The 23341-nt window shown below is 73.0% G+C and carries 23 protein-coding genes and 1 pseudogene; 9 read left to right on the top strand and 15 right to left on the bottom strand.

Features of this window, described 5'->3' with window-relative positions; translation table 11 throughout:
• Positions 1-96 precede the first annotated feature (96 nt).
• The 6 genes from OG505_RS16160 to OG505_RS16135 form a co-directional block, all read right to left on the bottom strand.
• The gene (locus tag OG505_RS16160) at positions 97-705 is read right to left on the bottom strand and encodes a hypothetical protein (RefSeq protein ID WP_405434227.1); all 609 of its coding nucleotides are present in this window, start codon (positions 703-705) and stop codon (positions 97-99) included.
• Positions 698-1540, bottom strand: coding sequence for an MFS transporter (locus tag OG505_RS16155; protein ID WP_405434225.1), 843 nt, complete (start codon positions 1538-1540; stop codon positions 698-700). Before OG505_RS16155 ends, OG505_RS16160 begins: the two co-directional genes overlap by 8 nt.
• Complete coding sequence (locus tag OG505_RS16150; protein ID WP_405434224.1) at positions 1540-1680, bottom strand: hypothetical protein; 141 nt, start codon at positions 1678-1680, stop codon at positions 1540-1542. The genes OG505_RS16155 and OG505_RS16150 overlap by 1 nt, the downstream gene beginning before the upstream one ends.
• A 291-nt stretch (positions 1681-1971) precedes the next feature.
• Positions 1972-3222, bottom strand: coding sequence for a DUF222 domain-containing protein (locus OG505_RS16145; protein ID WP_405434223.1), 1251 nt, complete (start codon positions 3220-3222; stop codon positions 1972-1974).
• Between the two features lie 335 nt (positions 3223-3557).
• Positions 3558-3821 (bottom strand): hypothetical protein, encoded by a 264-nt coding sequence (locus tag OG505_RS16140; RefSeq protein WP_405434222.1) that lies wholly within the window; start codon positions 3819-3821, stop codon positions 3558-3560.
• A gap of 75 nt (positions 3822-3896) precedes the next feature.
• Positions 3897-6506, bottom strand: a complete 2610-nt coding sequence (locus OG505_RS16135) for a glycoside hydrolase family 9 protein (RefSeq protein WP_405434220.1) — start codon at positions 6504-6506, stop codon at positions 3897-3899.
• A gap of 271 nt (positions 6507-6777) precedes the next feature.
• Here OG505_RS16135 and OG505_RS16130 point away from each other — a divergent pair, with 271 nt between their 5' ends.
• Positions 6778-7503, top strand: coding sequence for a PP2C family protein-serine/threonine phosphatase (locus OG505_RS16130; protein WP_405434218.1), 726 nt, complete (start codon positions 6778-6780; stop codon positions 7501-7503).
• 6 nt (positions 7504-7509) lie between these two features.
• On the opposite strand, the gene hrpB is transcribed toward OG505_RS16130, so the two are convergent.
• The 3 genes from hrpB to OG505_RS16115 are packed head-to-tail and all read right to left on the bottom strand — an operon-like array spanning position 7510 to position 11124.
• A complete protein-coding gene (gene hrpB, locus OG505_RS16125) occupies positions 7510-10029 on the bottom strand; it encodes an ATP-dependent helicase HrpB (RefSeq protein WP_405434535.1) in 2520 nt (839 codons plus the stop codon).
• 28 nt (positions 10030-10057) lie between these two features.
• Complete coding sequence (locus OG505_RS16120) at positions 10058-10258, bottom strand: DUF397 domain-containing protein (protein WP_405434217.1); 201 nt, start codon at positions 10256-10258, stop codon at positions 10058-10060.
• Positions 10259-10299: 41 nt separating this feature from the next.
• Positions 10300-11124, bottom strand: a complete 825-nt coding sequence (locus tag OG505_RS16115; RefSeq protein ID WP_405434533.1) for a helix-turn-helix domain-containing protein — start codon at positions 11122-11124, stop codon at positions 10300-10302.
• 180 nt (positions 11125-11304) lie between these two features.
• On the opposite strand from OG505_RS16115, the gene OG505_RS16110 reads away from it, so the two are divergent.
• From OG505_RS16110 to OG505_RS16100, 3 genes are read left to right on the top strand one after another with little or no spacing between them, the layout of a single operon-like run.
• Positions 11305-11931 carry a GPP34 family phosphoprotein gene (locus OG505_RS16110; protein ID WP_405434531.1) on the top strand — a complete coding sequence of 209 codons (627 nt, stop codon included), beginning with the start codon at positions 11305-11307 and terminating at the stop codon, positions 11929-11931.
• A 46-nt stretch (positions 11932-11977) separates the two neighbouring features.
• Positions 11978-13501: an APC family permease gene (locus OG505_RS16105; RefSeq protein ID WP_405434216.1), complete on the top strand. Its 1524-nt coding sequence runs from the start codon at positions 11978-11980 to the stop codon at positions 13499-13501.
• On the top strand, positions 13498-14088 hold the full coding sequence (locus tag OG505_RS16100) for a GNAT family N-acetyltransferase (protein ID WP_405434214.1): 591 nt from the start codon (positions 13498-13500) through the stop codon (positions 14086-14088). Before OG505_RS16105 ends, OG505_RS16100 begins: the two co-directional genes overlap by 4 nt.
• Before the next feature lie 116 nt (positions 14089-14204).
• Here OG505_RS16100 and OG505_RS16095 read toward each other — a convergent pair whose 3' ends face one another.
• Positions 14205-15038 carry a SigB/SigF/SigG family RNA polymerase sigma factor gene (locus tag OG505_RS16095; RefSeq protein WP_007458025.1) on the bottom strand — a complete coding sequence of 278 codons (834 nt, stop codon included), beginning with the start codon at positions 15036-15038 and terminating at the stop codon, positions 14205-14207.
• 379 nt (positions 15039-15417) lie between these two features.
• Between OG505_RS16095 and OG505_RS16090 the strand changes: the two genes are divergently transcribed.
• Positions 15418-16173 (top strand): hypothetical protein, encoded by a 756-nt coding sequence (locus tag OG505_RS16090; protein WP_405434213.1) that lies wholly within the window; start codon positions 15418-15420, stop codon positions 16171-16173.
• On the opposite strand, the gene OG505_RS16085 is transcribed toward OG505_RS16090, so the two are convergent.
• Entirely contained in the window at positions 16122-17711 is a 1590-nt protein-coding gene (locus OG505_RS16085; RefSeq protein ID WP_405434529.1) for a phospholipase D family protein, read from the bottom strand. The genes OG505_RS16090 and OG505_RS16085 overlap by 52 nt on opposite strands.
• Positions 17712-18106: 395 nt before the next feature.
• On the opposite strand from OG505_RS16085, the pseudogene OG505_RS16080 reads away from it, so the two are divergent.
• Positions 18107-18277: pseudogene (locus tag OG505_RS16080) on the top strand (DUF397 domain-containing protein); the annotation flags it as partial.
• A gap of 85 nt (positions 18278-18362) precedes the next feature.
• On the opposite strand, the gene OG505_RS16075 reads toward OG505_RS16080, so the two are convergent.
• Both OG505_RS16075 and OG505_RS16070 read right to left on the bottom strand, forming a co-directional pair.
• A complete protein-coding gene (locus OG505_RS16075) occupies positions 18363-19349 on the bottom strand; it encodes a pirin family protein (protein WP_405434211.1) in 987 nt (328 codons plus the stop codon).
• Positions 19350-19359: 10 nt separating this feature from the next.
• Positions 19360-19842, bottom strand: coding sequence for a MarR family winged helix-turn-helix transcriptional regulator (locus tag OG505_RS16070; protein WP_405434209.1), 483 nt, complete (start codon positions 19840-19842; stop codon positions 19360-19362).
• 157 nt (positions 19843-19999) lie between these two features.
• On the opposite strand from OG505_RS16070, the gene OG505_RS16065 reads away from it, so the two are divergent.
• Entirely contained in the window at positions 20000-20533 is a 534-nt protein-coding gene (locus OG505_RS16065) for a GNAT family N-acetyltransferase (protein ID WP_405434208.1), read from the top strand.
• A 307-nt stretch (positions 20534-20840) separates the two neighbouring features.
• On the opposite strand, the gene OG505_RS16060 is transcribed toward OG505_RS16065, so the two are convergent.
• Positions 20841-21329 (bottom strand): FBP domain-containing protein, encoded by a 489-nt coding sequence (locus tag OG505_RS16060; RefSeq protein ID WP_405434206.1) that lies wholly within the window; start codon positions 21327-21329, stop codon positions 20841-20843.
• A 60-nt stretch (positions 21330-21389) separates the two neighbouring features.
• Here OG505_RS16060 and OG505_RS16055 point away from each other — a divergent pair, with 60 nt between their 5' ends.
• Positions 21390-21959 carry a TetR-like C-terminal domain-containing protein gene (locus OG505_RS16055; RefSeq protein WP_405434204.1) on the top strand — a complete coding sequence of 190 codons (570 nt, stop codon included), beginning with the start codon at positions 21390-21392 and terminating at the stop codon, positions 21957-21959.
• A gap of 33 nt (positions 21960-21992) precedes the next feature.
• Positions 21993-22580 (top strand): DUF1684 domain-containing protein, encoded by a 588-nt coding sequence (locus OG505_RS16050; protein ID WP_405434203.1) that lies wholly within the window; start codon positions 21993-21995, stop codon positions 22578-22580.
• Positions 22581-22626: 46 nt separating this feature from the next.
• On the opposite strand, the gene OG505_RS16045 is transcribed toward OG505_RS16050, so the two are convergent.
• Complete coding sequence (locus OG505_RS16045; RefSeq protein WP_405434202.1) at positions 22627-23217, bottom strand: general stress protein; 591 nt, start codon at positions 23215-23217, stop codon at positions 22627-22629.
• Positions 23218-23341: the final 124 nt, after the last annotated feature.

The raw sequence follows: 23341 nt of genomic DNA, 5'->3' as shown, positions 1-23341 counted from the left end.
TGCCGCTCACCGCTCACCGGCCCGGCACCGAGGGCCGGCCACTGCTCAGGGGCCGGCCCGGCCCGGCGTCGCGGGCGGTCGAGGGCTGGCCATCGCTCACCGGCCAGCCCGGCCCGGCGTCGCGGGGCGGCTGGCCAGGGCCCACCGGGTGAGCGCGGGGCTGGCGAGGCCCACCGCGGCGAAGAGCGCGCCGACGGCCAGCCAGCCGGGCATCCCGCCGTCGAGCACCACGAGCGTCAACAGGGCGGGGCCGACGGCACGGGCCAGACCGGCCAGCATGCCGTCCGCTCCCTGGTAGGCGCCGACCGCGTCCGGCGGAGCGAGATCGTAGGCGAGTTCCGCTCCGCCAGCACTGTGCCATAGGTCGCCGGCGGTGTAGACGACGGTGGCGACCAGCAGCAGTGCGACAGCCGCAGTGGTGGGCAGGCGGGCCGTGGCCGCGTACAGCAGCATCGCGGCGGCCAGCACCATGCCGGCCCGGCGCATCGTCCGCGCCGCCGGAGCGGCGGTGTCCGCGCCCCGGCTCAGCCGCACCGCCAGCAGGACGGTGAGCACCGTGTTGGTCAGCAGCACCGCCGACACGACCGGCGGTGGCGCTCCGACCACGGTCACCGCCCAGAGCGGCACCACCAGCGTGAGGACCGTCTGGTGCAGGGCGAGCACTGCCGACGCGCCGCTCACCGCGAGGAAACGGCCGTCACGCAACGGCCGCCCACGGCGGGCAGCGGCCGTCGGGGCCGGCGTGGTCGGGGCCGGCAGGGTCGGGCGCTGCACGGTTGGGGCCGGCAGGGTCGAGGGCTGCGCGGTTAGGGCCGGCGCGGTCGAGGGCCGCACGGTTGGGGCCGGCGCGGTCGGGGTCTGCACGGTTGGGGCCAGCATGGTCGGGGGCTGCGTGGTTTGGGCCGGCATGGTCGAGGGCTGCGCGGTCGAGGGCTGCGCGGTCGAGGGCTGCGTGGTTGGGGGGACAGGCAGGCAGCCGCAACAGCAGCGCCGCCGACACCAGATAGGTGGCCGCGTTTCCGGCCACCAGGATCTGGTACGCCAGGTGTGTGTCGGCGGCGAGCGCGAACCCGGCCAGACCCGCTCCGACCCCGGTGCCGAGGTTCGCCACCGCCCGTAGCGTGGCGAAGGCGTGCACCCGACTCTGCGGGCCGGCGACGGCGGCGATCAGCGCGGCGCGGACCGCGAGGTTGCCCGAGGCCAGCAGCAGATCGAGTACCGCGACGACGAGGAACACCGGAAACGAGCCGACCAGCAGGTACGTTGCCGCGACGACCGCCTGGAGCACCTGGAGGACGGCCCGCAGCGTACGCGGGTCGCGCCGGTCGGCCAGACCGCCGAGCGGCACGCTGGCGGTCAGGCCGACCAGCCCCGCGACGCTGAGCCCGACGCCCACCTGGGCGGCGGAGAGCCCCACGTCCCGGGTGAGATAGATGGCCGCGCCGGTCAGCCACAGTCCCGAGCCGACGGTGTTCGCCAACGTGGCGAGGGAGAGGGTGCGCAGCCGCCCGGACGGCGGCAGCGGCGACACGCCCCGCATCAGCGCGAAATGACAATGGCCGAGGTGTGGTCGATGACCCGGTCGCTGTGGGTGGCGGGATCGCCGTCGGCGGCCTGGGCGTGGTGCGTGGGCCGGTTGTTGTCGGTGGCCCGTTCGAACGTGTCGCCGTTGACCGTCATGGTGGCGACGCTAGGCAGGCCGGGCGGAGTTGGCGGTCCCGAACGACGCGAGGCTTGTCACACCGCCCGGCCGCGATGGCATGGACTTCGGGGCATGCCGCTGGAGGCCGGCGACGTGCCGGTGCGCGGTATGCCTGCCGTTCCGCCGTCTTCTGGCGACCGAGTCTTATGCGGCATGAGCCGGACGTCTGGAGGGATGCCGTCGGACACCGTCCTCCGGGGGGGCGACAGTGTTGGGCACGCACGCGCGATGTCGTACGCCGGGCTCGTGCCTGGCGGGATGGGCTCCGGTCACGTCCGCCGGTGATAGTGGTTGCGGCGGGGGAGTTGGTCGGGGTCGAGCCAGGCCGGCGGGACGAAGTCGGGGTGACCGTCGCGGCCGAGACGGACGGTCCACTCGTCGTGGTGGACGTGTCGGTGGTGGTGGCCGCAGAGGAGCACCGCGTTGTCGAGGCTGGTGTCGCCGCCGTCGGCCCAGTGTCGGATGTGGTGGGCGTCGCACCAGCGGGGTGGGCGGTCGCAGCCGGGGAAGGCGCAGCCGCGGTCGCGCAGCACGAGGGCGCGGCGGAGTGGGCCGGTGATGAGGCGGCGTTGCCGGCCGACGTCGAGGACCTGGTCGGCGCTGCCGAGCACGGCGGGCAGGATGGCGGCGTCGCAGGCGAGGCGGCGGACCGTTTCCGGGGTGAGGCGGGGGCCGGTGTCGAGGGTGCCGGCGTCGAGCTGCCGCGCCAACGTGTCGAAGCTGGTGGTGACGACGATCTGCGCGGGCTCGCCGCCGTGCTCGGGGAGCTCGCCGGTGCGCAGGGTGAGACGGCAGAGGTCGGCGAGCGCGTCGTGGCGGCGTTGCCCGGGACTGCGCGCGTCGTCCGGGCCGGACGGCGCGGTCAGCGGGTCGATCGCCGCCCGTAGCAGGCCGCCGGCCTCGGCGTCCAGAGTGCCGCTCAGCCGCAGACGGCCGTCCGACAACTCGGACAGGGTGACGTGACGGTCCCGGTCGGAGCGGCGGGCCTCGGCCTCCAACGCGGCCCGGGCGGCGGCTTCGGCGATCTCCGGGGCGACGTGGTCGAGGATGCGGGTGCCGAGCTTGCGCAGGAGGGCCGGCTCGAACTGCCCGGCCCACCCGACCAGCACGCCGACCGCCTTGTCGGCGGCCTCGGCGCCTGCGGTCGTGTGCACGGTGCCGACCGTGTCGCCGATGACGCGGGCCTGCTCCACGCTGATGTTGCCGCTGGCCAGAGCGGCGCGCACCCCCGGCGCTCCGGTGTCCAGCGCGCCGGCGAGGTCGACCAGCCGGCGGGCGGCGGAGACCGTGAGTCGTAGCCGGTCACGCAACCAGACGGCCGTCGAGGACGCGCCCTGCGCCTGAGCCGTGCCGCGACCGTCCAGCTCACGCACGAGGGCCAGCTGCACGGCCGCCAGGCGCTGCTCAAGCCGGTGCGCAGTGTCGAGTGCCGCGACGAGGTCGGGCTCGGTGAGTGCCCAGGCCGGCGCGTCGACGCACGCGGCGACCGCCGCCTCCGCCTGCGCCAACTCCTCCACCATGGACCGATAATAGAACAGGTGTACGACAACTTTCGTGACACGATCCGCGTGCCCCGTGCCGCGCAATCGTCTGCTGCCGGGCGGCCATCGGCATCCACACTGACCGAGGCAGCTCTCGCTCCGGCTCGGTCATCGACGGTGCCGAGCCGTTCGGCCGACTGGGCGGGGGAGTTGTTTGGCTGGTGGAAGACGTGGAGGCGTGAATCGGCGAGCACCGACCACACCGGGCGCGAGACGCAGACCCCGCGGCACGCTGAAGCGGCCCGCACCTGCCGGGTGTGGGCCGCTTCGCTGGCCGATTGCCGCCGCCCGTCACATCGACGCAGGAGCGGGCCTCAGGGCGTGTCGCCGGAGTCGCTGGTGACGCCACTGTCGTCGGCCTGGTTGTCGTCCCCGCCGTACCCCTTGCCGCGCAGACTGCCACGGCGCTGGCGGCGCTGCTCGTGCCCGCTCGCCCGGATCGCCTGGCGGGCTCGGCGCATGGTCTCCGCGGGCCGGTCGGCCCGGGTACGGCGACGGCGCCGCAGTGTGAAGAACGCCAGGACGGCCAGGAGCAGGACTGCCGCCGCCCCGGCCAGGAGCCACCCTCGACCATCCATGCTCGTGATGGTAGGTACACAGGTCCAACCGAGCTGGTGGCCGCCCGGGGGAGGGCGGCCACCAGCCGTGCCTGCTCAGGACAGCGAGCAGGGGTTTCCGTTGACGGTGACCAGGCCCGGCCCGGGGTTGGCGCCGCCGTTGGTCGTGGCGTTGAAGCCGAACGTCACCGTGCCGCCGGGCACGATCTTGGCGTTGTACGACTCGTTCTTCGCGGTGACCGTCGCGCCGGCCTGGGTGACCTTCGCCAGCCATGCCTCCCGGACGCGCTGGTCACCGGTGAACGCGAACCGTACGGCCCAGCCGTTGACGGCGGTGGTGCCGGTGTTGCGTACGGTCAGCTGCCCCGTGAAGCCGGTGCCGCCCTGCCAGGCGCCGTAGTTGGCGTAGGTCACCGAGCAGGTGCTGGCCGGCACCGCGCCGGCCTCGTCCTGGTCGGCCAGGAACGGGGAGATCCAGGCCAACGCCGAGTTCCAGTTGATCGCGACCTCGTTGGTCGAGTACGAGTTGATGTCGTCGACGTAGCAGAACATCGGCTTGCAGCCGGCGAGCAGCTGCGCCGCGAACGGATCCTGCAGGGCCGCGTTCGCGCCACCGGCGAGGGAGCCGGCGGGCGGGCGGGGCAGGTCGGGGTTGAGCTGGTGGCCGAAGATCCGGCTGTGCTGGTTCTGCGCGTTGTGTTCGCCCCAACCCGTCACGTACGAGATGTTCAGGGCGTTGCGGCCGAGGATGTAGTCCATCGCCTGGACGGCGCCGTCGCGGTAGGCGGCGTCGCGGGTCAGGTCGAAGGCGGTGGCCAGGACGATGGCGTTGTTGATGATGCTGCTGTTGCCGCCCCAGAAGTAGCTGTTGGCGTCACCGGGCATCGGCAGCCCGTACGCCTGCCGGCGCAGCTCGGCCAGGTACGCGTCGGCGGCGCCGGTGACCGAGGCGCGGACCCGGGTCAGCTCGGCTGCCGGCAGACCGTTCGGCACGGTGGCCAGGTCGAGGCGGCCGAGCGCCGCGACGCTCTGCCAGCCGAAGCCCCGCGGGTCGAACACGTCGCCGGTGTGGTGCGGCGAGGCGCTCAGGTCGGTCAGGTAGGTCTGCTCCCCGGTGCTGAGGTACAGCTCGACTGCCGCCCAGTAGAACTCGTCGGTGACGTTGCCGTCGTCGTACGCGCCGCCGCCGGTGCCGTCGTTGGGGCTGGCGTACACCGCGGGATGGGCCTTGGCGGCGGCGTAGGCCGTCTTCGCGGCAGTGGCGCAGCGCCCGGCGAACGCCGCGTCGTAGGGGGCGAACAGCCGCGCGCACTGGGCGGCGGTGGCGGCCAGGTTGAGGGTGGCCGCGGTCGACGGCGGGTGCAGCTCGCGTGGCTGCGGGTCGTCCTGCGGGGCGAGCGGCAGCCCGGTCCAGTTCTGGTCGTGGATCTTGTGGTGGACCATGCCGGCGAGGGGCTTGCCGGCCGGTACCTGCATGCGCAGCAGGAACTCCAGCTCCCAGCGGGCCTCGTCGAGGATGTCCGGCACGCCGTTGCCGCGCTCGGGCACCCGCAGCGAGCCGTCGGCCAGCCCCGCGCCGCCGTCGGCGGTGGCCGCCGTCTTGGTCCGCTCGAACGTGTTGAGCAGCTGGTAGGTGGCGATGCCGCCGTTGACCACGTACTTGCCGTGGTCGCCGGCGTCGTACCAGCCGCCGCGCACGTCCAGGGAGTAGTCGCAGACGCCGGGCTGGCAGGGCACGTTGGTGTCGCCCTTGTTGGGGGCCACGCCGAGGTGGCCGGCGGGGCGGGCGTACTCGTCGCCGATCAGGTCACCGTCGATGGCGATGCCGCTGCGCTGGGCGTAGAAGAACTGCAACGAGTCGGCGCGCAGCCGGTCGTAGAGGGTGCCGGAGATGTCGAACGGGTGGCTGGTCTCGCCGTCGACGGTCAGCGTCAACCCACTGCCGGGCGTGCGGTAGCTGGAGAAGTCGACGGTCTGCACGTTCTGCCCGGAGGCGGCGTCCACGCCGCGCGTGGTGGTCGTGCCGCTGGCCAGGACGGCGCCGGCGGCCGAGCGCAACTTCCAGGGCAGCGGCGCGGTGGCCTCGGTGACCACGGTGGCGTTCTTCGGGCCGCCGGGCAGGTAACCGACCTGGTTGACGCGCACCCGCGGCCCGGTGTCCGGCTCGTACGGCGCGGGCGGCTCGCCGCCGCGCAGCGAGACGTCGTCCAGGCAGATGGTCTGCGCCTGCGCGCTGCCGCCGACCTGGAAGATCAGTTGGGCGTTCGGGTTGTCGTCCGGGACGGTGAAGGTCTTCTCGACCCGCTGGGCGGTGCCGGTCGCGGTGGCGTCCACGGCGGCGTACGTCGTGTACGGGGCGCTGCCGAGCTGCAGCACGGCCTTGACCGCCGCGCCGGGGGTGGCGGAGACGGCGAAGCCGAGGGTGTATTCGGCGCCCGCGATCAGCGGCACCCCGTCCTGGCCGATGCCGGCGTCCCAGGGGTTGGCCAGCCCGCCGGGGACGGTGGTGCAGAGCCGGCCGTCGGTGACCGCGAGCGCGCCGGTGCCGAAGGAGAACCAGGGGCTCACGCCGGCGCTGAAGTCGCCGTTGTCGATCTGCTCGGGGGCGTCCGGTGGAGGGTCGGCGTGGGCCGCGCCGGCGCCCGCGCCGGTGAGGGCCAGGGTGGTCGCCGCGGCCAGGAGGAGGCGGCGTCGGGATGGCGTCACGGGGAGTCCTTCCGGGACGGGAAGAGGAATGGTGATGGTGGTGCGGTGGTGCAGAACCTGGGAGCGCTCCCAAGTATCGGGTCGATGTTTCCAGTGGCGGATCGCCCTGTCAATTGATCTGACTGGATGGGTTCTGGCGCGCGACGAGGGTGGCCGGTCCGGCCGCGCACTCCCGTCGCGTCGGCCGGGCAACGTGAGATTGACCGCGCCACGCCCCGTCGTCCTGATCTCCTAGAGACAACTGCGCCCTTCGCCTGGCAGGCTGCCTCCCATGACCCTGAAGCTGCGTTCCGTGGGAACGAGCGACCGTGGGCTGATCCGCAGCGGAAACCAGGACGCCCTGCACGCCGGCGCCTGGCTCGTCGCCGTCGCCGACGGCATGGGCGGAATGGCCGCCGGTGACCTGGCCAGCTCGCTCACCATCGACGCGGTCGCTCCGCTGGACGTGGAGACACCCGAGGACGCTCTGGTGGCGGCCCTGCAGGACGGCATCGCGCTGGCGACCGCCCGGATCCGGCAGGCGGTCGCCGACGACCCCGAGCGCCAGGGCATGGGCACCACGCTGACCGCCCTGCTCTTCGCGCGTACCGGCAGCTGTTTGGCCCTCGCCCACGTCGGTGACTCGCGGGCCTACCTGTTCCGCGAGGGCGTGCTCAAGCAGGTCACCCGCGACGACACCTTCGTCCAGATGCTCGTCGACCAGGGCGTCATCACCGCGGACCAGGCGAGCAGCCACCCGCGCCGGGCGGTCGTCACCCAGGCGTTGCAGGGCGAGGACGTCTCCCCGTCGTACGCGACGATGGTGCCCCGGGCCGGCGACCGGTGGCTGCTGTGCAGCGACGGCCTCTCCAACGTCGTCCGCCCGGACACCCTGGCCGAGGTGCTCACCAGCTACCCGGACCGGTCCGCCTGCGCCGGCAAGCTGATCGACCTGGCGCTGCACGCCGGCGGGCCGGACAACGTCACAGTGGTGGTGGCCGACGTCGTCGAGGAGTAGCCCTCCTCAGCGCCGACGCGGCGCGGCACGCCGGGTGGGCGTCGCCGTCCCCGGGTCCTGCGGCCACGGATGTCGGGGATAGCGACCGCGCAGCTCCGAACGGACCTGCGCATAGCCGGTACGCCAGAACGACGCGAGATCCGCGGTGACCGCCACCGGTCGGCCGGCGGGGGAGAGCAGGTGCAGCAGCACCGGCACCCGGCCGCCTCCGATGCGCGGGGCCGCCGGCCAACCGAACGTCTCCTGGAGCTTGACCGCCAGCACCGGCGCCGCCGGGTCGGCGTAGTCCACCCGGATCCGTGAGCCGCTGGGCACCTCGATGCGTTCCGGGGCCAGCTCGTCGAGGCGCGCGGCCTGAGCCCACGGCAGCAGCCGGCGCAGCGCCGAGGTCACCTCCACCCGGCTCAGGTCGGCGCGTCGCCGGGCAGCGGCCAGTTCCGGCCCCAGCCACGTCGGCGCGGCCGCGAGCAGCGCCTCGTCGCCGACGTCGGGCCACTCGTCGCCGAGGTGGTGCCGGCAGAACGCCATCCGCTCGCGCAGCCCCCGTGCCGCCGGCGTCCACGGCAGCAGCCCCAGCCCCTCCTGGCGCAGGCCGGTCAGCAGCGCCGCCGCCACCTCCGCCCGGTCCGGGCGGTCCAGCCGCCGCGCCACCAACTCGATCGCGCCCAGCCGGGTCACCTCCCGGGCGACCACGTCCCCGTCGGACCAGCCCACCTCGCGGCGTGTGGACAGCAGCGGGCCGGCCGCCTCTCGGGCGGTCGCCTCGTCCAGGGGGGTGGCCCGGCGGATCCGCGCCGACGGCGTGCCGGGGCGGCGGTCGGCGACGGCCACCGCGAGCCAGTCGGACCCGGCCAACCCCGACCCGACCGCCAGCTCCGCGGCGGTCCCACCCGTCATGAGGTACGCGGACCCGCCCGGCCGCCGCACCCGGGCCAGCCGCTCCGGGTAGGCGAGACCGACCAGCAGCCCGGCGGCGAGATCGTCGGTGAGTCCGCCCGAGGGGGGCCGCCCACCGGCGGGCAGCGCGGCGCGTAACCGGCGTACCTCGGTGCGCCAGCGGGCCGTGGCGCCCGCGTCGACCCCGGTGCGCAGCCGACGCCAGCCGGCCACCAGGTCGTCGCCCGGGCCGGCGGCGCTCTCCTCGGCGAGCAGAGCCACCACCTCGGCGGCGCGGTCCGCGCCGACCCGACCGGCGCCGTCGAGCAGCGCACGGGCCAGCCGCGGGTGCGCCCCGGCCGAGGCGATCAGCCGACCCCGCCCGGTGATCCGGCCCGTCCCGTCGACCGCGCCCAGCGTCTCGAGGGTGTCCCGGGCCACCGCCATCGCCGCGGCCGGCGGCGGATCGGGCAGCGCCAGCCCCACGCCGTCCGGGCGCCCCCAGGCGGCCAGCTCCAACGCGAACCCGGTCAGGTCGGCGGTGGCGATCTCCGGCTCTGCTCGGGCGGGCAGCCGCTCGTGGGTCGCCTCGGACCAGCAGCGGTAGACGTACCCCGGGGCCTCCCGGCCGGCCCGGCCGGCCCGCTGGGTGGCGGCGGCCCGGGAGACCGGCACGGTGATCAGCGCGCCCAGCCCACGCGCCAGATCGATGCGGGGCACCCGGGAAAGTCCGGCGTCCACCACCACCCGCACGCCCGGCACGGTGAGGCTCGTCTCGGCCAGCGCGGTGGACAGCACCACCCGACGCCGGCCGTCCGAACCGCGGGGCCGCAGGGCGACGTCCTGCTCGGCGGCGCGCTGGCGACCGTGCAACGGCAGCAGGTCGACGGTGTCCCGCAGGTCGCCGAGCCGGCCGGCGACCGCGGCTATCTCACCGGCCCCGGGCAGGAAGACCAGCACGTCGCCGTCGTGCTCGCGCAGCGCCCGCCGGACCGTGGCGGCCACGTGGTCGAGCAGGGCACGGTCCACCGGCCCGGCCCCCGGCGGCGCGACCGGCCGCGCCGGAGGCGCCCAGATCCGCCGTACCGGGTGCAGCGCCGACTCGGCCCGGACCACGGGGGCTGCGGCGGTCCCGCCGAGCAGCGCGGCGAACCGGTCGGTGTCCGGCGTGGCGGACATCGCGAGCAGCCACAGGTCCGGCCGGAGGGTGGCTCGGGCCTCCACAGTGAACGCCAGCGCGAGGTCGGCGTCGAGCTGCCGCTCGTGGCACTCGTCGAGCAGCACCGCACCCGTGCCGGGCAGCTCCGGGTCGTGGTGCAGCCGGCGGACCAGCAGGCCGGTGGTGACCACCTCGATCCGGGTGGCCGGGCCGACCCGCCGCTCGCCGCGTACGGCGTAGCCGACCCGGTCGCCGACGCGCTCGCCGAGCAGCTCGGCCATCCGCCGGGCCGCGGCGCGCGCCGCCACCCGCCGGGGTTGGGCGATCACCACCCGGCCGTCGACCCGGTCGGCCACCGCCAACGGCGCGAGAGTGGTCTTGCCGGTCCCCGGCGGGGCCACCAGGACCGCGGCGCCGGCCGCGTCGAGCGCGGCCAGCAGCGCGGGCAACGCCGGACGGACCGGCAGGTCCAGGGTTACGTCGGAGAGCACGGCCCAGTCTCGCACCGGTGCGGGAGACTCAGCCGCGCTGGACCTCGGCGAGACCGTGCAGGAACGACCGCCAGGCGGCCGAGCCGAACGCGAGCACCGGGCCGGAGCGGTCCTTGCTGTCCCGGACGGCGATCCGACCGTCGACTGTCGCGACCTCCACGCAGTTGCCGTTGCCACTGCTGCGCGTGCTGGTGCGCCAGTCCGCCCGGGTCAGGTCGAGCGCCGTCATCCGTGGTACCCCTCGTCTGCGTCGGCGTGCCGCAGACGCGGTCACGCAAAGTTACGAGAAGCCTCCTTGAGGTGGGTCAGCGACGCCTCCGGATCGAGTGCCATCCGGCACAGCTCCTCGTGCAGAAGGCTATACCCGAGCACATGATCGGCATCTTCCAGAGCCAGACCCATCGTGAGGTTATCCAGGTAAACCACGGACGCGTCGGCGGCCTCGGCGAAGTTGAGGATCACGTACGGGGTGGTCATCGCCGGATGCTCGCCGGCCGCGAACGGCAGTACCTGAATTGTCACGTTGGGTAACTGGGCGATTCGGCTCATGTGGACCAGTTGCTCGGCCATCACGGCGGGGCCGCCGACCGGGCGCAACAGCACGGCCTCATTGAGCACCACCGACAATTCGACGGGGTCGTCGCAGTGCAGCACCTCCTGGCGGCGCAGCCGGGCCGCGACCTTGCGCTCCAGGCCGTCCTCGCCGGCGGTGCGGCGGAAGATCGCCCGGGCGTACGCCTCGGTCTGCAGCAGTCCGGGCACCGACTCGGCCTCGTACGTGCGCAGCGTCGCCGCCTCGGCCTCCAGTCCGACGTAGAACTCGAACCACTCCGGCAGCACGTCGCTGTAGTTCTGCCACCAGCCGCGCTGCTGCGCGCCCCGGGCGATCTCGATCAGCGCCTCGGCGTCCGCGCCGGTGACCTGGTACAGGGCGAGCGCGGCCCGCACGTCGCGGGGCTTGATGCCGATCTGCGCGTTTTCGATTCGGGACAGGTTGCTCTTGGACATGTCGAGCTGGCGGGCGGCTACGTCGAGGGTCATGCCCGCCCGTTCCCGGAGCTGGCGGAGCTCGCGAGCGATGCGCCGACGGCGCACGGTGGGGCTGGCGGCGGGCCGGATGGTGGAGGCGGCGGTCACCGTCCGAGTCTGTCACGACAAGATCCGCAGGTCGCGCCTGCACGGAGTGCAACTTTCAAATCTGGGAGTTGCGTTGCAGTAGCTCTCGGTGCATCCTTTCCGGGCGCAAACACTGTGGACACTGAGCGGGAGGACCGTTTGCTCATCGCCGACGAGTTCTTCCTCATCGCCCACAACGACACCCGCGGCAAGGCCAAGCTCCACCCGGCGGCGACCGGCCTCGGCCTGGCCGCCGGGCTCCTCGGTGAACTGACCCTCTACGGGCACATCACCGTCTCGGGTGGACAGGTCACCGTCATCGACCGGCGCCCACCCGCCGACGCGCTGGCGCACACCGTGCTCGACCAGTTGATCGGTGAGTCCCAGCACCGGGCGGTGAACGTCTGGCTCAGCTTTCTGGCGCAGAGCGCGACGACCTCGGTGGGCGAGCGACTCGCCCGGGCCGGGGTACTGCGCCGCCAGGAGAGCCGGCGGCTGCTCCGTACCTCGGTCAGCTATCTGCCGATCGACCTCAACGCCGTGGCCTGGCCGGCCACCCGGCTGCGGGCGCTGCTGGAACGCCCCGACCCGCCGAGCGTGCCGGATGCGCTGCTGCTCGGCCTGGTCGTGGCCGCCGGGCTGACCCGCGAGGTGCTCTGGAGCGCCGGCCCCCGCGCCCACCACCGGCTGAACGTTCTCATTCCCGCGCTGCCGGCGCCCCTGAAGGAGCTTGTCGGGCACACCGAGGCCGCCGTCGGCGCAGCCGTGCTGCGCGGCATCCCCTGATTCCCCCGGTAATTCAACCCCTCCCTTCGACGACCGGAGTAGTCGTATGCCATCGACATCGACAGTCGACCGACCCAGCAACGTCTCCGAAGCCCTCGCGAGGGGACGCCTCGGCGTCCCCTCGGTCATCTTCTTCGTCCTGTCCGCAGCCGCGCCGCTGACCGTGGTGGCCGGCGTCGTCACCACCGGCTACGGCGTCATCGGCGTGACCGGCATCCCGCTGGCCTTCCTCGTGGTCGCCGCGGTGCTCGCCCTGTTCTCGGTCGGCTATGTGGCGATGTCCCGCCGGGTCGAGAACGCCGGCGCCTTCTACGCCTACATCTCGCGGGGCCTCGGCCGGCCGGCCGGTGTCGGCGCCGCCTGGGTGGCGCTGGTCGCGTACAACGCGCTTCAGGTCGGGCTCTACGGCACCATCGGCGTCGCGGCCGAGCCGGTGCTCGACCGGATCTTCGGCGGACACCCGCACTGGTCGATCGTCGCCCTGGCGGCATGGGCGCTGGTCGGCCTGCTCGGCCTGCTGCGGGTCGACATCAACGGTCTGGTGCTCGCCGCGCTGCTGGTCGCCGAGATCGTGGTCATCCTCGTCTTCGACCTGGGCCAGCTCGGCAACCCGGCCGACGGTCAGGTGAGCTTCGCCGCCCTGTCGCCGGACAACCTCTTCGTGCCGGGGGTGGGCGCGGTGCTGGTGCTGGCCATCCTCGGGTTCGTCGGCTTCGAGTCCGCGGTGGTGTTCAGCGAGGAGAGCAAGGACCCGAAGCGGACGGTGCCGCTGGCGACGTACCTCTCGGTGGCGATCATCGCCGGGCTGTACGCGCTCTCGTCCTGGACCATGACCGTCGCCGTCGGGCCGGACAAGATCGTCGCCGAGGCCGGGGAGCAGAGCGTCGGGCTGATCTTCAACCTGGCCGCCGCCCAGCTCGGCGACACCGCGGTCACCATCGGGCAGGTGCTCTTCCTGACCTCGGTGCTCGCCGCGATGATCTCGTTCCACAACACCACGGCCCGCTACGCCTTCGCGCTGGGCCGGGAGCGGGTACTGCCGGCGGTGTTCGGGCAGACCTCGCCGCGGACCGGCTCGCCCCGGGCCGCGTCGCTGGCCCAGAGCGTCCTCGGTCTGCTGGTGATCCTGCTCTACACCGTCAACGGCTGGGACCCGGTGGTCCAGCTGTTTTTCTGGGGCGGCACCACCGGCGGGTTCGGCGTCCTGCTGCTCATCGCCACCACCGCGGTGGCGGTGATCGCCTATTTCGTCCGCCACGGCGGCGAGACCCTCTGGCGGCGGGCCATCGCACCCGGCCTGGCCACCATCGCACTCGTCGTGATCATCTGGTTGGCCGTGTCGAACTTCGCCAACCTGCTCGGCGTCGCACCCGACTCCAACCTGCGCTGGGCACTACCCGCCGTCTATCCGGTGGCGGCCGCGCTGGGCGCCGCCTGGGCGCTGCTGCTGCGCACCAACCGTCCGGACACGTACGCCCGGATCGGTCTCGGCGCGGCGAGCGCCGCGGCGGCCGTGCGGTCGGGGGAGCAGCAGGCGCGGACGCCGGCCGGTACGCGGGTGTCCCGATGAGCGTGACCATCGAACGGCTCGGGCCGCAGGACACGGCGCTGGTCGCCAACCGGATCGCCGAGGCGTTCACGGCCCTGGAGGTGACCTCCTGGCTGGTGCCCGACGCGAGCAAGCGCGAGGCCGTGCTGGCCGGGGACTTCGAGATCCTGGTCGACCACGCGATGCGGCACGGGTTCGTGCACGCCACCGCGGACCGGGCCGGTGTCGCGGTCTGGTTCCCGTCGGTCGGTGAGCCGGCCCCGCCGCCGCCGGACTACGACGCGCGGCTCGCCGCCGCGTGCGGCGAGTGGACCGACCGGTTCCAGCATCTCGACGAGTTGTTCGCGGCCAACCACCCGCATCCGGACCATCACCACCTGGCCTTCCTGGCCGTGCAGCCGGGCCGGCAGGGGCACGGGTTGGGCACCGCGCTGATGAGGCACCACCACGCCTGGTTGGACGCCAACGAGATGCCGGCCTACCTGGAGGCGAGCAGCCCGCGCAGCCGGGACCTGTACGCGCAGCACGGCTACCGGGCCGGCGAGCCCTTCCGGGTGCCCGACGGCACGCCGTTCTGGCCGATGTGGCGGGAGCCCGCCGGCCGCTGACGGGGCGGCCGGGCCGCTCCCCCTGGGGGAGCGGCCCGGCCGGTGCGCCGGTCTAACGTCCCGACGCACGACGAAGGGCCGGGTCCACGCTGACCCGGCCCTTCGTCGTGTGGCGCCTAGTACGTGCCGTCGAGCTGGCCGCGCAGCTTGGTCAGCGCCCGGGCCAGCAGCCGGGAGACGTGCATCTGCGAGACGCCGATCTGGTCGGCGATCTGCGACTGGGTCAGGTTGCCGTAGAACCGCAGGGTGAGGATCTTCTGCTCACGCTCGTCGAGGGTGGCCAGCGCGGGGCCGAGGGCGACCCGCAGCTCGGCCAGCTCGAACTCGTTGTCCTCGCCGCCGAGCATGTCACCCAGCTCGGTGGCCCGGTCGCCGTCGCCGGTCGGGGTGGACAGCGACACCGCGTTGTACGCGCGGGCGCCCTCCAGGCCCTCCAGGACCTCTTCCTCGGTGAGCTTGAGGTGGGCGGCGATGTCGGCGACCGTCGGCGAGCGGCCGAGGGTCTGCAGCAGCGAGCTGTTGGCGTCGGAGATGGCCAGCCGCAGCTCCTGGAGGCGGCGCGGCACCCGGATGTCCCAGGTGCGGTCGCGGAAGTGCCGCTTGAGCTCGCCGATGATGGTGGGGATCGCGTAGCCGGCGAAGTCGACACCGCGGGACGGGTCGAACTTGTCGATGGCCTTGATGAGGCCGACGGCGGCGGTCTGCGCCAGGTCGTCGGTCGGCTCGCCCCGCCCGCTGTAGCGGTGGGCGAGGTGGTTGGCCAGCGGCAGCCAGGCCTCGATCGCGCGGTCCCGCAGAGCGGCGCGCGACGGGTGGTTGGCGGGCAACGCGGCCATGGCGTTGAGCAGGTCGGCGGCGCTGTCGGTGAGCGCCCGCGGGTCCAGCTTGGTGGTGCTCGTCTGCTCGGCAGCCGTGGTGCTCGCCTGCTCGGTGATCGTTGGCGCGGTCATGGGTGGTCCTCCCTGCACCTCGTCCGCGGACAAAAAGGCGTGACGCTTCGGTTTAGCTTCGAATGGGCCGTTCGGGACTCACCTTAGCCTGATCGGCTCCCGGAAATCTAGCCGAAAGGTTGATGTACTTAAGGTGTGTCGAACCACAAAACGCCCATAAACGGCGGCAGTTGAGCAGGTTGTGAGGTCTCTTACCCATTTACCGGGCGAACCTGCGGCACCCGGTCATCCCCACCGGCCCGACCGGTTGGTGCCGCACCCTCCGCCAACTGGTCAACATGAAATCCGACAATCGGGCAGCAGTGTCGACTATCCGTCGTTGTCCCGTCGGCGGGACCGGCCGTAGCGTCGCTGGGTAGACACCCGGTTCGGAGGCACCATGCTCGATCCAGCCGCTCCCCAGCTCGTCGTGAACAGTCGCACCCTGTACTTCAGCTGGTTGCCAGCGGATCCCGACGCGGTCGCCGCCCTCGTCCCCACCGGGCTGCGTCCCCGTGCGGACCGGCAGGTGTTCCTCAACCAGTACGTCGTCGAGGACGAGACGCAGACCTCCGGCTTCGGCGCCTACTCGTTGACGTATCTCGGCGTCTCACTCGCGGGCGTGGACGCGCCCGGCGGGCTCAACCCGGGCGGCTGGTGGACCCACTACGTGGCCTCCAGCCGGCTGGTCCGCGAGTACGCCGCGGCGCGGGGCGCCCCGGTGCTCGCCGGCCGGACCAGGATCGAGGTGAGCGGCGAGGTGCTGCTCTCCGAGACCGAGGCGGAGGGGGCGCCGCTGATCCGCGCCCGGTGTCGGGTGGGGGAGACCGGCCACGTGATCAGCAGTGGGCACCACCGCTACTTCACGTGCCGCGACGGCCAACTGCTCAGCTCGGTCTACCCGTTCGTGGCCGAGCCGGTCGCGCCGTTCGAGATCGAGTCGGTGGAGTTCCTGCAACCCCGACACCCGATGTACGCGCTGCGCCCCGCCAACCCGCTGACCATCGGCTTCGGCTACTTCTCGCCGCGCTCCTCGTTCGCCTACCCCGGCGGGCTGACCGTGCACCCGGGCGGCGTCGGCCTGCCCGAGCCGGCCCGGCAGACTCACCAGGTGCCGGCCAGCCTGGCGCGCAGTGGCCTGCCGTCGGGGTCGTAGACCAGCCGGTACACCGGCAGCGCCCAGGTGCGGATGTACCAGGGCAGCCGCTCGGGGCGGTGCGGGCGCAGCCGGCCGGGCGGACGATCGCCGACCTGGCCGCCGTCGTACCACCGTTGCCGTTCGTCGGCCGCGGCCGTGATGGCCGCGACGGCGTCGGCCGGGTCGAGCAGGTCCGCGTCGTCCGCGCCGTCCGGGTCCCGGTCCAGGTGCTCGCGCCAGAGCCGCAGCCGCAGGTCCCGGGCGAAGACGCGCGCCCCGTCGCCCCGACCGGCCGGGTCGGTGGGCGTCCGCTCGTCGCGCGTGTCGTCGAGCACCGCACAGGACAACTCGCTGTCGTGCGTCCAGGAGCGGCGGTTGAAGTTGTCGCTGCCGACGCTGGCCCAGACGTCGTCGACCACGCAGACCTTCGCGTGCACGTAGACCGGGGTGCCGGCGTGGTTCTCCACGTCGAACACGTGCACCCGGTCCGGCGCGGCACGCTCGCACAGCGACAGCGCCTGCTCCCGGCCGACCATGTTGGGTGGCAGGGCGAGCCGGCCGTCCACGTCCGGGTGCCGGGGCACCACGGCGACCAGGTGCAGCTCGGGATTCTCCCGCAGCGCCTGGGCGAACAGGTTGGCCACCTCGGTCGACCAGAGGTACTGGTCTTCCAGGTAGATGAGCCGCCGCGCGCGGTGGACCGCCTTGGTGTAGCCCCGGGCCACGGTCCGCTCGCCGTCGGGCGCGAAGGAGTAACGCGGCCGCACGGCGGGGTAGGTGCGCAGCACCTGGATCTGGTGCGGCCCGCACTCGGGCGGGTCGGCGGGCTGGTCCGGCAGCGGGTCCGGCCGCAGGTCCGCGCCGCGCAGCCGATCCCGCAGATAGGCCATCGGGTTCTCCGAGTCCAGCGGCATCGGGTCGGTCCAGCGCTCCCGGAAGACGGTGTCCAGCGCACCGACCACCGGGCCGCGCACCGCGAGCTGCACGTCGTGCCAGGGCGGGTTCGAGCCGTACCGGGACGACATCTGCACCGGCTGGGGGTCGCCCTCGTGCGCGGCGTCGTCGCGACGGCTGTGGCACAGGTCGATCCCGCCGGCGAACGCGATGTCCCGCTCCGGGGCGCCCGGGTGCCGCAGCACCACCAGCTTCTGGTGGTGCGAGCCGCCGCGACGGACCCGCTGGTCGAGCAGCACCTCACCGCCGGCCGCCGAGACCGTCTCGCTGAGGTTGCGGTTCTCCGCCTCGCTGTAGGCCAGCACGTCGAGGTGTGAGCGCCAGATCAGGCCCTTGACCACCACGCCGCGCTGCGCGGCCTGGGCGAAGAGCTGGGCCACGGTGGGGCCGTTGGGGCGCAGCCGCTGGTCCGGGTCGCCCCGCCAGTCGGTGAAGAAAAGATGGTCACCGGCGGTCAGCGCCTCCACCTCGTCGACCAGCCGGTCGAAGTACGCCGCGCCGTGAATCAACGGCTCGGCGAGGTTTCCCCTGGTCCAGACGGGTAACTCAGAGACCGGGTTGGCGCGTTCCTGTGCGGTGAGGAACCAGTCCTGTAACGGCACGTCCAGCCCCCCGGAGGTCGACAACGTCCTCACGGTAGGACCCCCGACGCGGGTCCGCATGCCAGGCCGACCGACCGGTGACCTGGATGACGACGACGCGAGTACGCCCGAACAGCCGAGGAGGCCACACCATGCCCCGCGAAACAACGAACCCCGTGAACGAGTACCGCGAGCCGGCGGTGGAGAGCGAACGGGGTGCGCTGGTAGCGGTGTTGCTGATGGTGATTCTGGGCGTCGCGGGGATTTTCGCGGTCTCCTGAGGCGGCGGCGGTACAGCACCGCGCCGATCTTGCACTTTCGAACGTCTATATGGGTAGTTTTGGGTGCTTATGCCCAGTCAGAAAGTGCAAGATCGGCGGCGCGGGGGAAAGCGGAGGGACGTGCCTACCGGGGTGATCGTCCTCACCTGCCGATGTGGGGGGCACAAGAGCACCCGCAGCGGCAGCAATCAAGGGGCCTGCGTGGAGGTTGCCGACAACCTGCCCGGCGTCGTTGGCGTTCGGGACTCGAAGGATCAGGCAGGCCCTGCGCTGGTCTTCAGCCCGGCGGCGTGGCAGGCGTTCGTCGACATGACGAAGGCTCACGAGGCGGCCCGACCGGTGCTACGCAAAGACCCCCGGCGCGAACCGGGGGCCTTTCGCGTGCTCAGGGTCAGGGGCGCGGGCCCTGGCCGTCGGTGTGCGGCACCCGCTCGGTGGGGATGACGCCGAGCCGGCCGGCCTTGAAGTCCTCGAACGCCTGGAGCAGCTCGTCGCGGGTGTTCATCACGAACGGGCCGTACTGTGCCACCGGCTCCCGGATGGGCTGACCGCCCATGATGTAGAGGTCCAGCGCCGGGGTGTTGCTGTCCTGCTCGGGGTCGGCGCTGAAGCGCAGCGCGTCGCCCGGACCGTGCACCGCGAGCTGACCGGTGCGGACCGGCCGGCGCTCGACGCCGACGGTGCCGCGCCCGCCGAGGACGTACACCAGGGCGTTGAACTCGGGGTTCCAGGGCAGGTCGACCTGCGCGCCCGGCTGCACGGTGACGTGGGTGATGGTGATCGGCGTGAACGTCGACCCCGGGCCCCGGTGCCCGGCCACCTCACCGGCGATGACCCGGATCAGCGCGCCGCCGTCGGGCGTGGTGAGCAGAGCGGACTCCCGGCCCCGGATGTCCTGGTAGCGGGGCGGGTTCATCTTCGCCGCGCGGGGCAGGTTGACCCAGAGCTGCGTGCCGTGGAACAGCCCGCCGCTGAGCACCAGGTGCTCCGGCGGAGCCTCGATGTGCAGCAGGCCGCTGCCGGCCGTCATCCACTGGGTGTCGCCGTCGGTGATGGTGCCGCCGCCGCCCTGCGAGTCCTGGTGGTCGAAGACGCCGTCGATGATGTACGTGACGGTCTCGAAGCCGCGGTGCGGGTGCCACGGGGTGCCCTTCGGCTCGCCCGGCGCGTAGTCCACCTCGCCCATCTGGTCGAGGTGGATGAACGGGTCCAGGTCGGTCGTCGACACCCCGGCGAAGGCGCGACGGACCGGGAAGCCCTCGCCCTCGAAGCCGCTGGGCGCGGTGGTCACCGTGCGGACCTTGCGGAAGCTGGTGGACTCGTCGAGCTTGGGCAGGCGGGGCAGGACGAGGACGTTGTCAACGGTGATCGCGGGCATCGGGGGCTCCTTAACGTGTGGCGTGGGTGCTCGACGTGGCCCGGGCCGCCCGCAGGCGGCGGCCGAGCCGGTCGAAGACTCGGGTGAGGCAGGCGACCTCGGCGTCGTCGAGGTCATCCATCAGGTGGGTACGCACCGACGCCAGGTGGTGAGGTGCGGCTTCGGACAGGGTGAGCAGCCCGGCGGCGGTGAGCACGGCCTCGCTGCCGCGTCGGTCGTCCGGGCAGGCCTCCTTGCTGACCAGCCCGCGCCGCTGCATCGAGGAGATCTGGTACGTGAGTCGGCTGGGGGAAAAGACCAGCCGGCCGGCCAGCTCGCCCATCCGCAGTCGTTGCCCCGGCGCCTCGGAGAGCAGGACCAGCACGTGGTAGTCGGCGAAGGTGAGGTCGCTGTCGGTGCGCAGGTCGTCCTCCAACTGGGTGAACAGGCGCTGGCTGGCCTCGATGTAGGCACGCCAGGCGGTCGCTCGGGTGCTGTCCAGGCTCTCTGTCACGCCCACCACGGTAGCACTAGTTAAAAATTTAACTAGTGCTACCAGCGTTGCCTGCGTCACGTCTGTTCAGTTGGCGGCGTGCTTAGTGCAGTTTTGAAGAAAGCGCGGGGTAATTCGGGCGGCGGTGTCGGGGCGGTCTGTGCCAGACTCCGGCCTCGTGGAACACGTGGAACTTGCCGCCGCCGACCTGCTGCTGCGCCCGTGGCGGGAGGCGGACGCCCCGGCGGTGCGCGACGCCCTGCGCGACCCCGACATCGCCCAGTGGAACCCGCAGGGTGGCGGCCCGGTCGACGACCAGACCGCCCTGCTCTGGGTGCGTCGCCGGGCCGACTGGTCGGGCGGTGACCACGTCTCCATGGCGGTGACGAAGGCCGCCGACGGCGAACTGCTCGGCTCGGTGTCGCTGCACAGCATCCACCACGGCGACGCCTCCATCGGCTACTGGACGGTGCCGGTGGCCCGCGGGCGTCAGGTGGCGACGCGGGCCGTCGTCCGGCTCACCGAGTGGGCGTTCGACGACCTTCGGCTGCACCGGGTGGAGCTGTGCCACGCGGTGGCCAACGCGGCGTCCTGCCGGGTGGCCGACCGGGCCGGCTATCTCGCCGAGGGGACGCTGCGCGAGGCGTACCAGTACGGCGACGGGCGCCGCTACGACGAGCACCTGCACGCCCGCCTGGCCACCGACCGCTAGCCGACCGACGCCTCGGCCCGGGCCGGCGCGCGGCCCGGGCCGGCGCGCGGGAAGGGGCCTGGGCGCCTCATGGGGAGGCTGTCGAGCTGCCCCAGATATGGGGCGGGCGGCTTCGACCGCTACGCGAGTCGACGGTCGGCCCATATCTGGGGCACCTCGACAGGGCGACCAGGCACGTGGTGCAGCTCCACGCCGGCCCAGATCTCGGGTGAACCTGCCCACTCGCGGTGGCCGTGCTGGCCGGCCGATCGGGTCCACGAGGCCGTGGTGGCCGGGGCGGCACGCGCGCCTGGCTGCCGACCGCTAGTTACTCGGTGACCCTGCGCAGGAACGCCACGAGGTGGCTGGTGGTGCGGTCGATCTTCTCGGCCAGCGTGATGGTCTCGTCGATCCGCCGCCCGGCGTCCTTCTTGCCGCGTAGGTAGAGCGAGCAGGCCAGGTCGGAGCAGACGTACGCGCCCACGGAGTTGCCCTGCCGGCCGTCCCGACCGGCCTTGCGGGCCGTCATCAACGAGACGCCGTCGCCGGTGTGGGTGGTCAGGCAGAAGGAGCACATGCTGCGCCGGACCCGCCCGGTCTGCTGTGGCGCCACCCGCAGCACGACCCCGACGAGGCCGTCGTCGGCCTCGGCGATCAGGTAGGCCCGCTGCGGCGCGGCCGCGTCGCGCCAGCCGAGGAAGTCCAGGTCGTCCCAGGGGCGCATTTCGAGATCGTTCGGTACGGCCAGCCGCTTCGCCTCGCCCTGCGTGCAGTTGACGAAGGAGGCGCGGATGGCGGGCTCGGTGAGGGCTAACATAGGCATTAGCCTAGCTCTCCTAGGCAAACGATTAACGAGGCTAGATTTGGGGTGTGCTGCGTGGCACGTGCCGGATTGACCGCCGAGCGGCTGGCCCTGGCGGCGGCCGAGCTGGCCGACGAGGTGGGCGTCGAGAACGTGACAGTCGCCGCGCTCGCGCGGCACTTCGGCGTGAAGGACGCGAGCCTGTACTTCCACATCAGGAGTGCCCAGGACCTGCGGGTCAGGATCGCCCTGCTGGCGCTCGCCGAGCTGGCCGACCGGGTCGCCGACGCGCTCGCCGGCCGGGCCGGCAAGGACGCGCTGGTCGCCTTCGCCAACGCGTACCGGGACTACGCGACCCGGCATCCGGGCCGCTACGCCGCGATGCAGATCGACCTCGACCCCGAGACGGCCGCCGCGAGCGCGGGCGTCCGGCACGCGGAGATGACCCGGGCGATCCTGCGCGGCTACCGGCTCTCGGAGCCGGACCAGACCGACGCCGTCCGGATGATGCACAGCACGTTCCACGGCTTCGTGAGCCTGGAGCGGACCGGCGGTTTCCGGCACACCCCGCGCTCGACGGATGAATCCTGGGCCCGCGCCCTCGACGCCCTCGACGCCGTCCTGAGCAACTGGCCGTCACGGTGAGGTCGCCGGCGGCGACCGCCTAGGCTTGCAAGCGTGGGCGATCTCGAACTGGCCGACTGGCGGGAGCGGGTGGCCCGGCTGTACCTGTCCGACGTCGACCTCGCCGGCTTCCGCGCCGGCCGCGACGAGTTGTTCGCCACCCACCCGCAGAGCCCGATCCCGCCGGCCGAGCGGCCCGCGTTCACCGGTGTGCGCTACTTCGCACCGAACCCGGATGCCGTGGTGGAGGCGCCCCTGCGACCGGCCAGCGGCGAGCTGCGGGTGGACACCGGCGGCCCGGACGGGGTAGTCGCGTACCGGCGGGTGGCGGTGGCCGAGACGCCGTGGGGGCCGCTCACGCTGTGGTGGATCGAGGCGTACGGGGGCGGGCTCTTCGTGCCGCTGCGCGACGGAACCTGCGGGCAGGAGACCTACGGCGGTGGGCGGTACCTCACCGACACGGTGAAGGGCACCTTCGGCCGGGGCGTCGAGCTGCTGCCCGGCGACCGGGTCCGGCTGGACGCCAACTACCTCTACAACCCCAGCTGCGCGTACGACGACCGCTGGGCCTGCCCCCTCGCGCCCCCGGAGAACCGCATCGACGTGCCATTGCGAGCCGGCGAGCTGGCGTACCACGGCTGACCGGCCGCCCCGGCGAACTGCCGGGACGGCCGGTCGTGCCGGTGAATCAGCGCGAGTTCGCCGGCGTCGAGCCGGGCACCTGCATCCGGGCCAGCAGTTGCCGGGCCTGATCGGCGAGCTGTGCGTCGACGGTCACCGCGTACTGGCCAGCGCGCAGGGAGCTGGCCGAGGTGAAGTCGCGCTGCCCGCCGGTCATCGCGTGCGCCACGGCGCCGAACACGGCGCCCCAGATCGCGCCGATGACCAGGCCGACCAGGATCACCGCCAGCCAGTTGCCGACGGTGAAGATGCCGAACAACAGGCCGATGAAGAGTCCGAACCAGGCGCCGGTGCCGGCGCCGAGCAGCGCCGCGCGGCCGGTGGTCATCCGCCCGAGCACCGTCTCCACCAGCGTGAGGTTCGTGCCGACGATGGCGCTGTGCTCCACCGGGAAGCGGTTGTCGGCCAGGTAGTCGACCACCTTCTGCGCGGACGGATAGTCCGGATACGAGCCGATCGTCACCGTGGGCGGGCCGCTCTGGGGCCCATGCCCGTCCCCGGCCGGCGTCGACAGGCGGCCTGCCGGCCCGGACGGAAGCACGTCACCACTGTGTGCGCCGGGCCGCCACGCGGCGGCCGGCCCCGAAGCTGAGGTCATGAGCATCCTCCCTCGTCAGCCGACCGCGTTCCCGCCAGTGCCGGTCGGTAACGCCGGCCGCCGGAGTGGGGTGCGTGTCTCCGGTGAGGCATGCGCGGAGACGGTCCGGGTAGGCAGTCGGGTG

Origin of the sequence: Micromonospora sp. NBC_00617 (assembly GCF_045161355.1) — a bacterium.
Taxonomy (GTDB): Bacteria; Actinomycetota; Actinomycetes; order Mycobacteriales; family Micromonosporaceae; genus Micromonospora.
The sequence above is the reverse complement of the archived record's forward strand: the minus strand, read 5'-3'. Positions and strand labels throughout refer to the sequence as shown.

What these genes read in the sequence shown, in the direction of transcription:
- OG505_RS16155 (WP_405434225.1), bottom strand. Translation starts at nt 1,540, where the DNA reads ATGCGGGGCGTGTCGCCGCTGCCGCCGTCCGGGCGGCTGCGCACCCTC.
- OG505_RS16150 (WP_405434224.1), bottom strand. Translation starts at nt 1,680, where the DNA reads ATGACGGTCAACGGCGACACGTTCGAACGGGCCACCGACAACAACCGG.
- OG505_RS16145 (WP_405434223.1), bottom strand. Translation starts at nt 3,222, where the DNA reads ATGGTGGAGGAGTTGGCGCAGGCGGAGGCGGCGGTCGCCGCGTGCGTC.
- OG505_RS16140 (WP_405434222.1), bottom strand. Translation starts at nt 3,821, where the DNA reads ATGGATGGTCGAGGGTGGCTCCTGGCCGGGGCGGCGGCAGTCCTGCTC.
- OG505_RS16130 (WP_405434218.1), top strand. Translation starts at nt 6,778, where the DNA reads ATGACCCTGAAGCTGCGTTCCGTGGGAACGAGCGACCGTGGGCTGATC.
- OG505_RS16120 (WP_405434217.1), bottom strand. Translation starts at nt 10,258, where the DNA reads ATGACGGCGCTCGACCTGACCCGGGCGGACTGGCGCACCAGCACGCGC.
- OG505_RS16105 (WP_405434216.1), top strand. Translation starts at nt 11,978, where the DNA reads ATGCCATCGACATCGACAGTCGACCGACCCAGCAACGTCTCCGAAGCC.
- OG505_RS16100 (WP_405434214.1), top strand. Translation starts at nt 13,498, where the DNA reads ATGAGCGTGACCATCGAACGGCTCGGGCCGCAGGACACGGCGCTGGTC.
- OG505_RS16095 (WP_007458025.1), bottom strand. Translation starts at nt 15,038, where the DNA reads ATGACCGCGCCAACGATCACCGAGCAGGCGAGCACCACGGCTGCCGAG.
- OG505_RS16090 (WP_405434213.1), top strand. Translation starts at nt 15,418, where the DNA reads ATGCTCGATCCAGCCGCTCCCCAGCTCGTCGTGAACAGTCGCACCCTG.
- OG505_RS16075 (WP_405434211.1), bottom strand. Translation starts at nt 19,349, where the DNA reads ATGCCCGCGATCACCGTTGACAACGTCCTCGTCCTGCCCCGCCTGCCC.
- OG505_RS16060 (WP_405434206.1), bottom strand. Translation starts at nt 21,329, where the DNA reads ATGTTAGCCCTCACCGAGCCCGCCATCCGCGCCTCCTTCGTCAACTGC.
- OG505_RS16045 (WP_405434202.1), bottom strand. Translation starts at nt 23,217, where the DNA reads ATGACCTCAGCTTCGGGGCCGGCCGCCGCGTGGCGGCCCGGCGCACAC.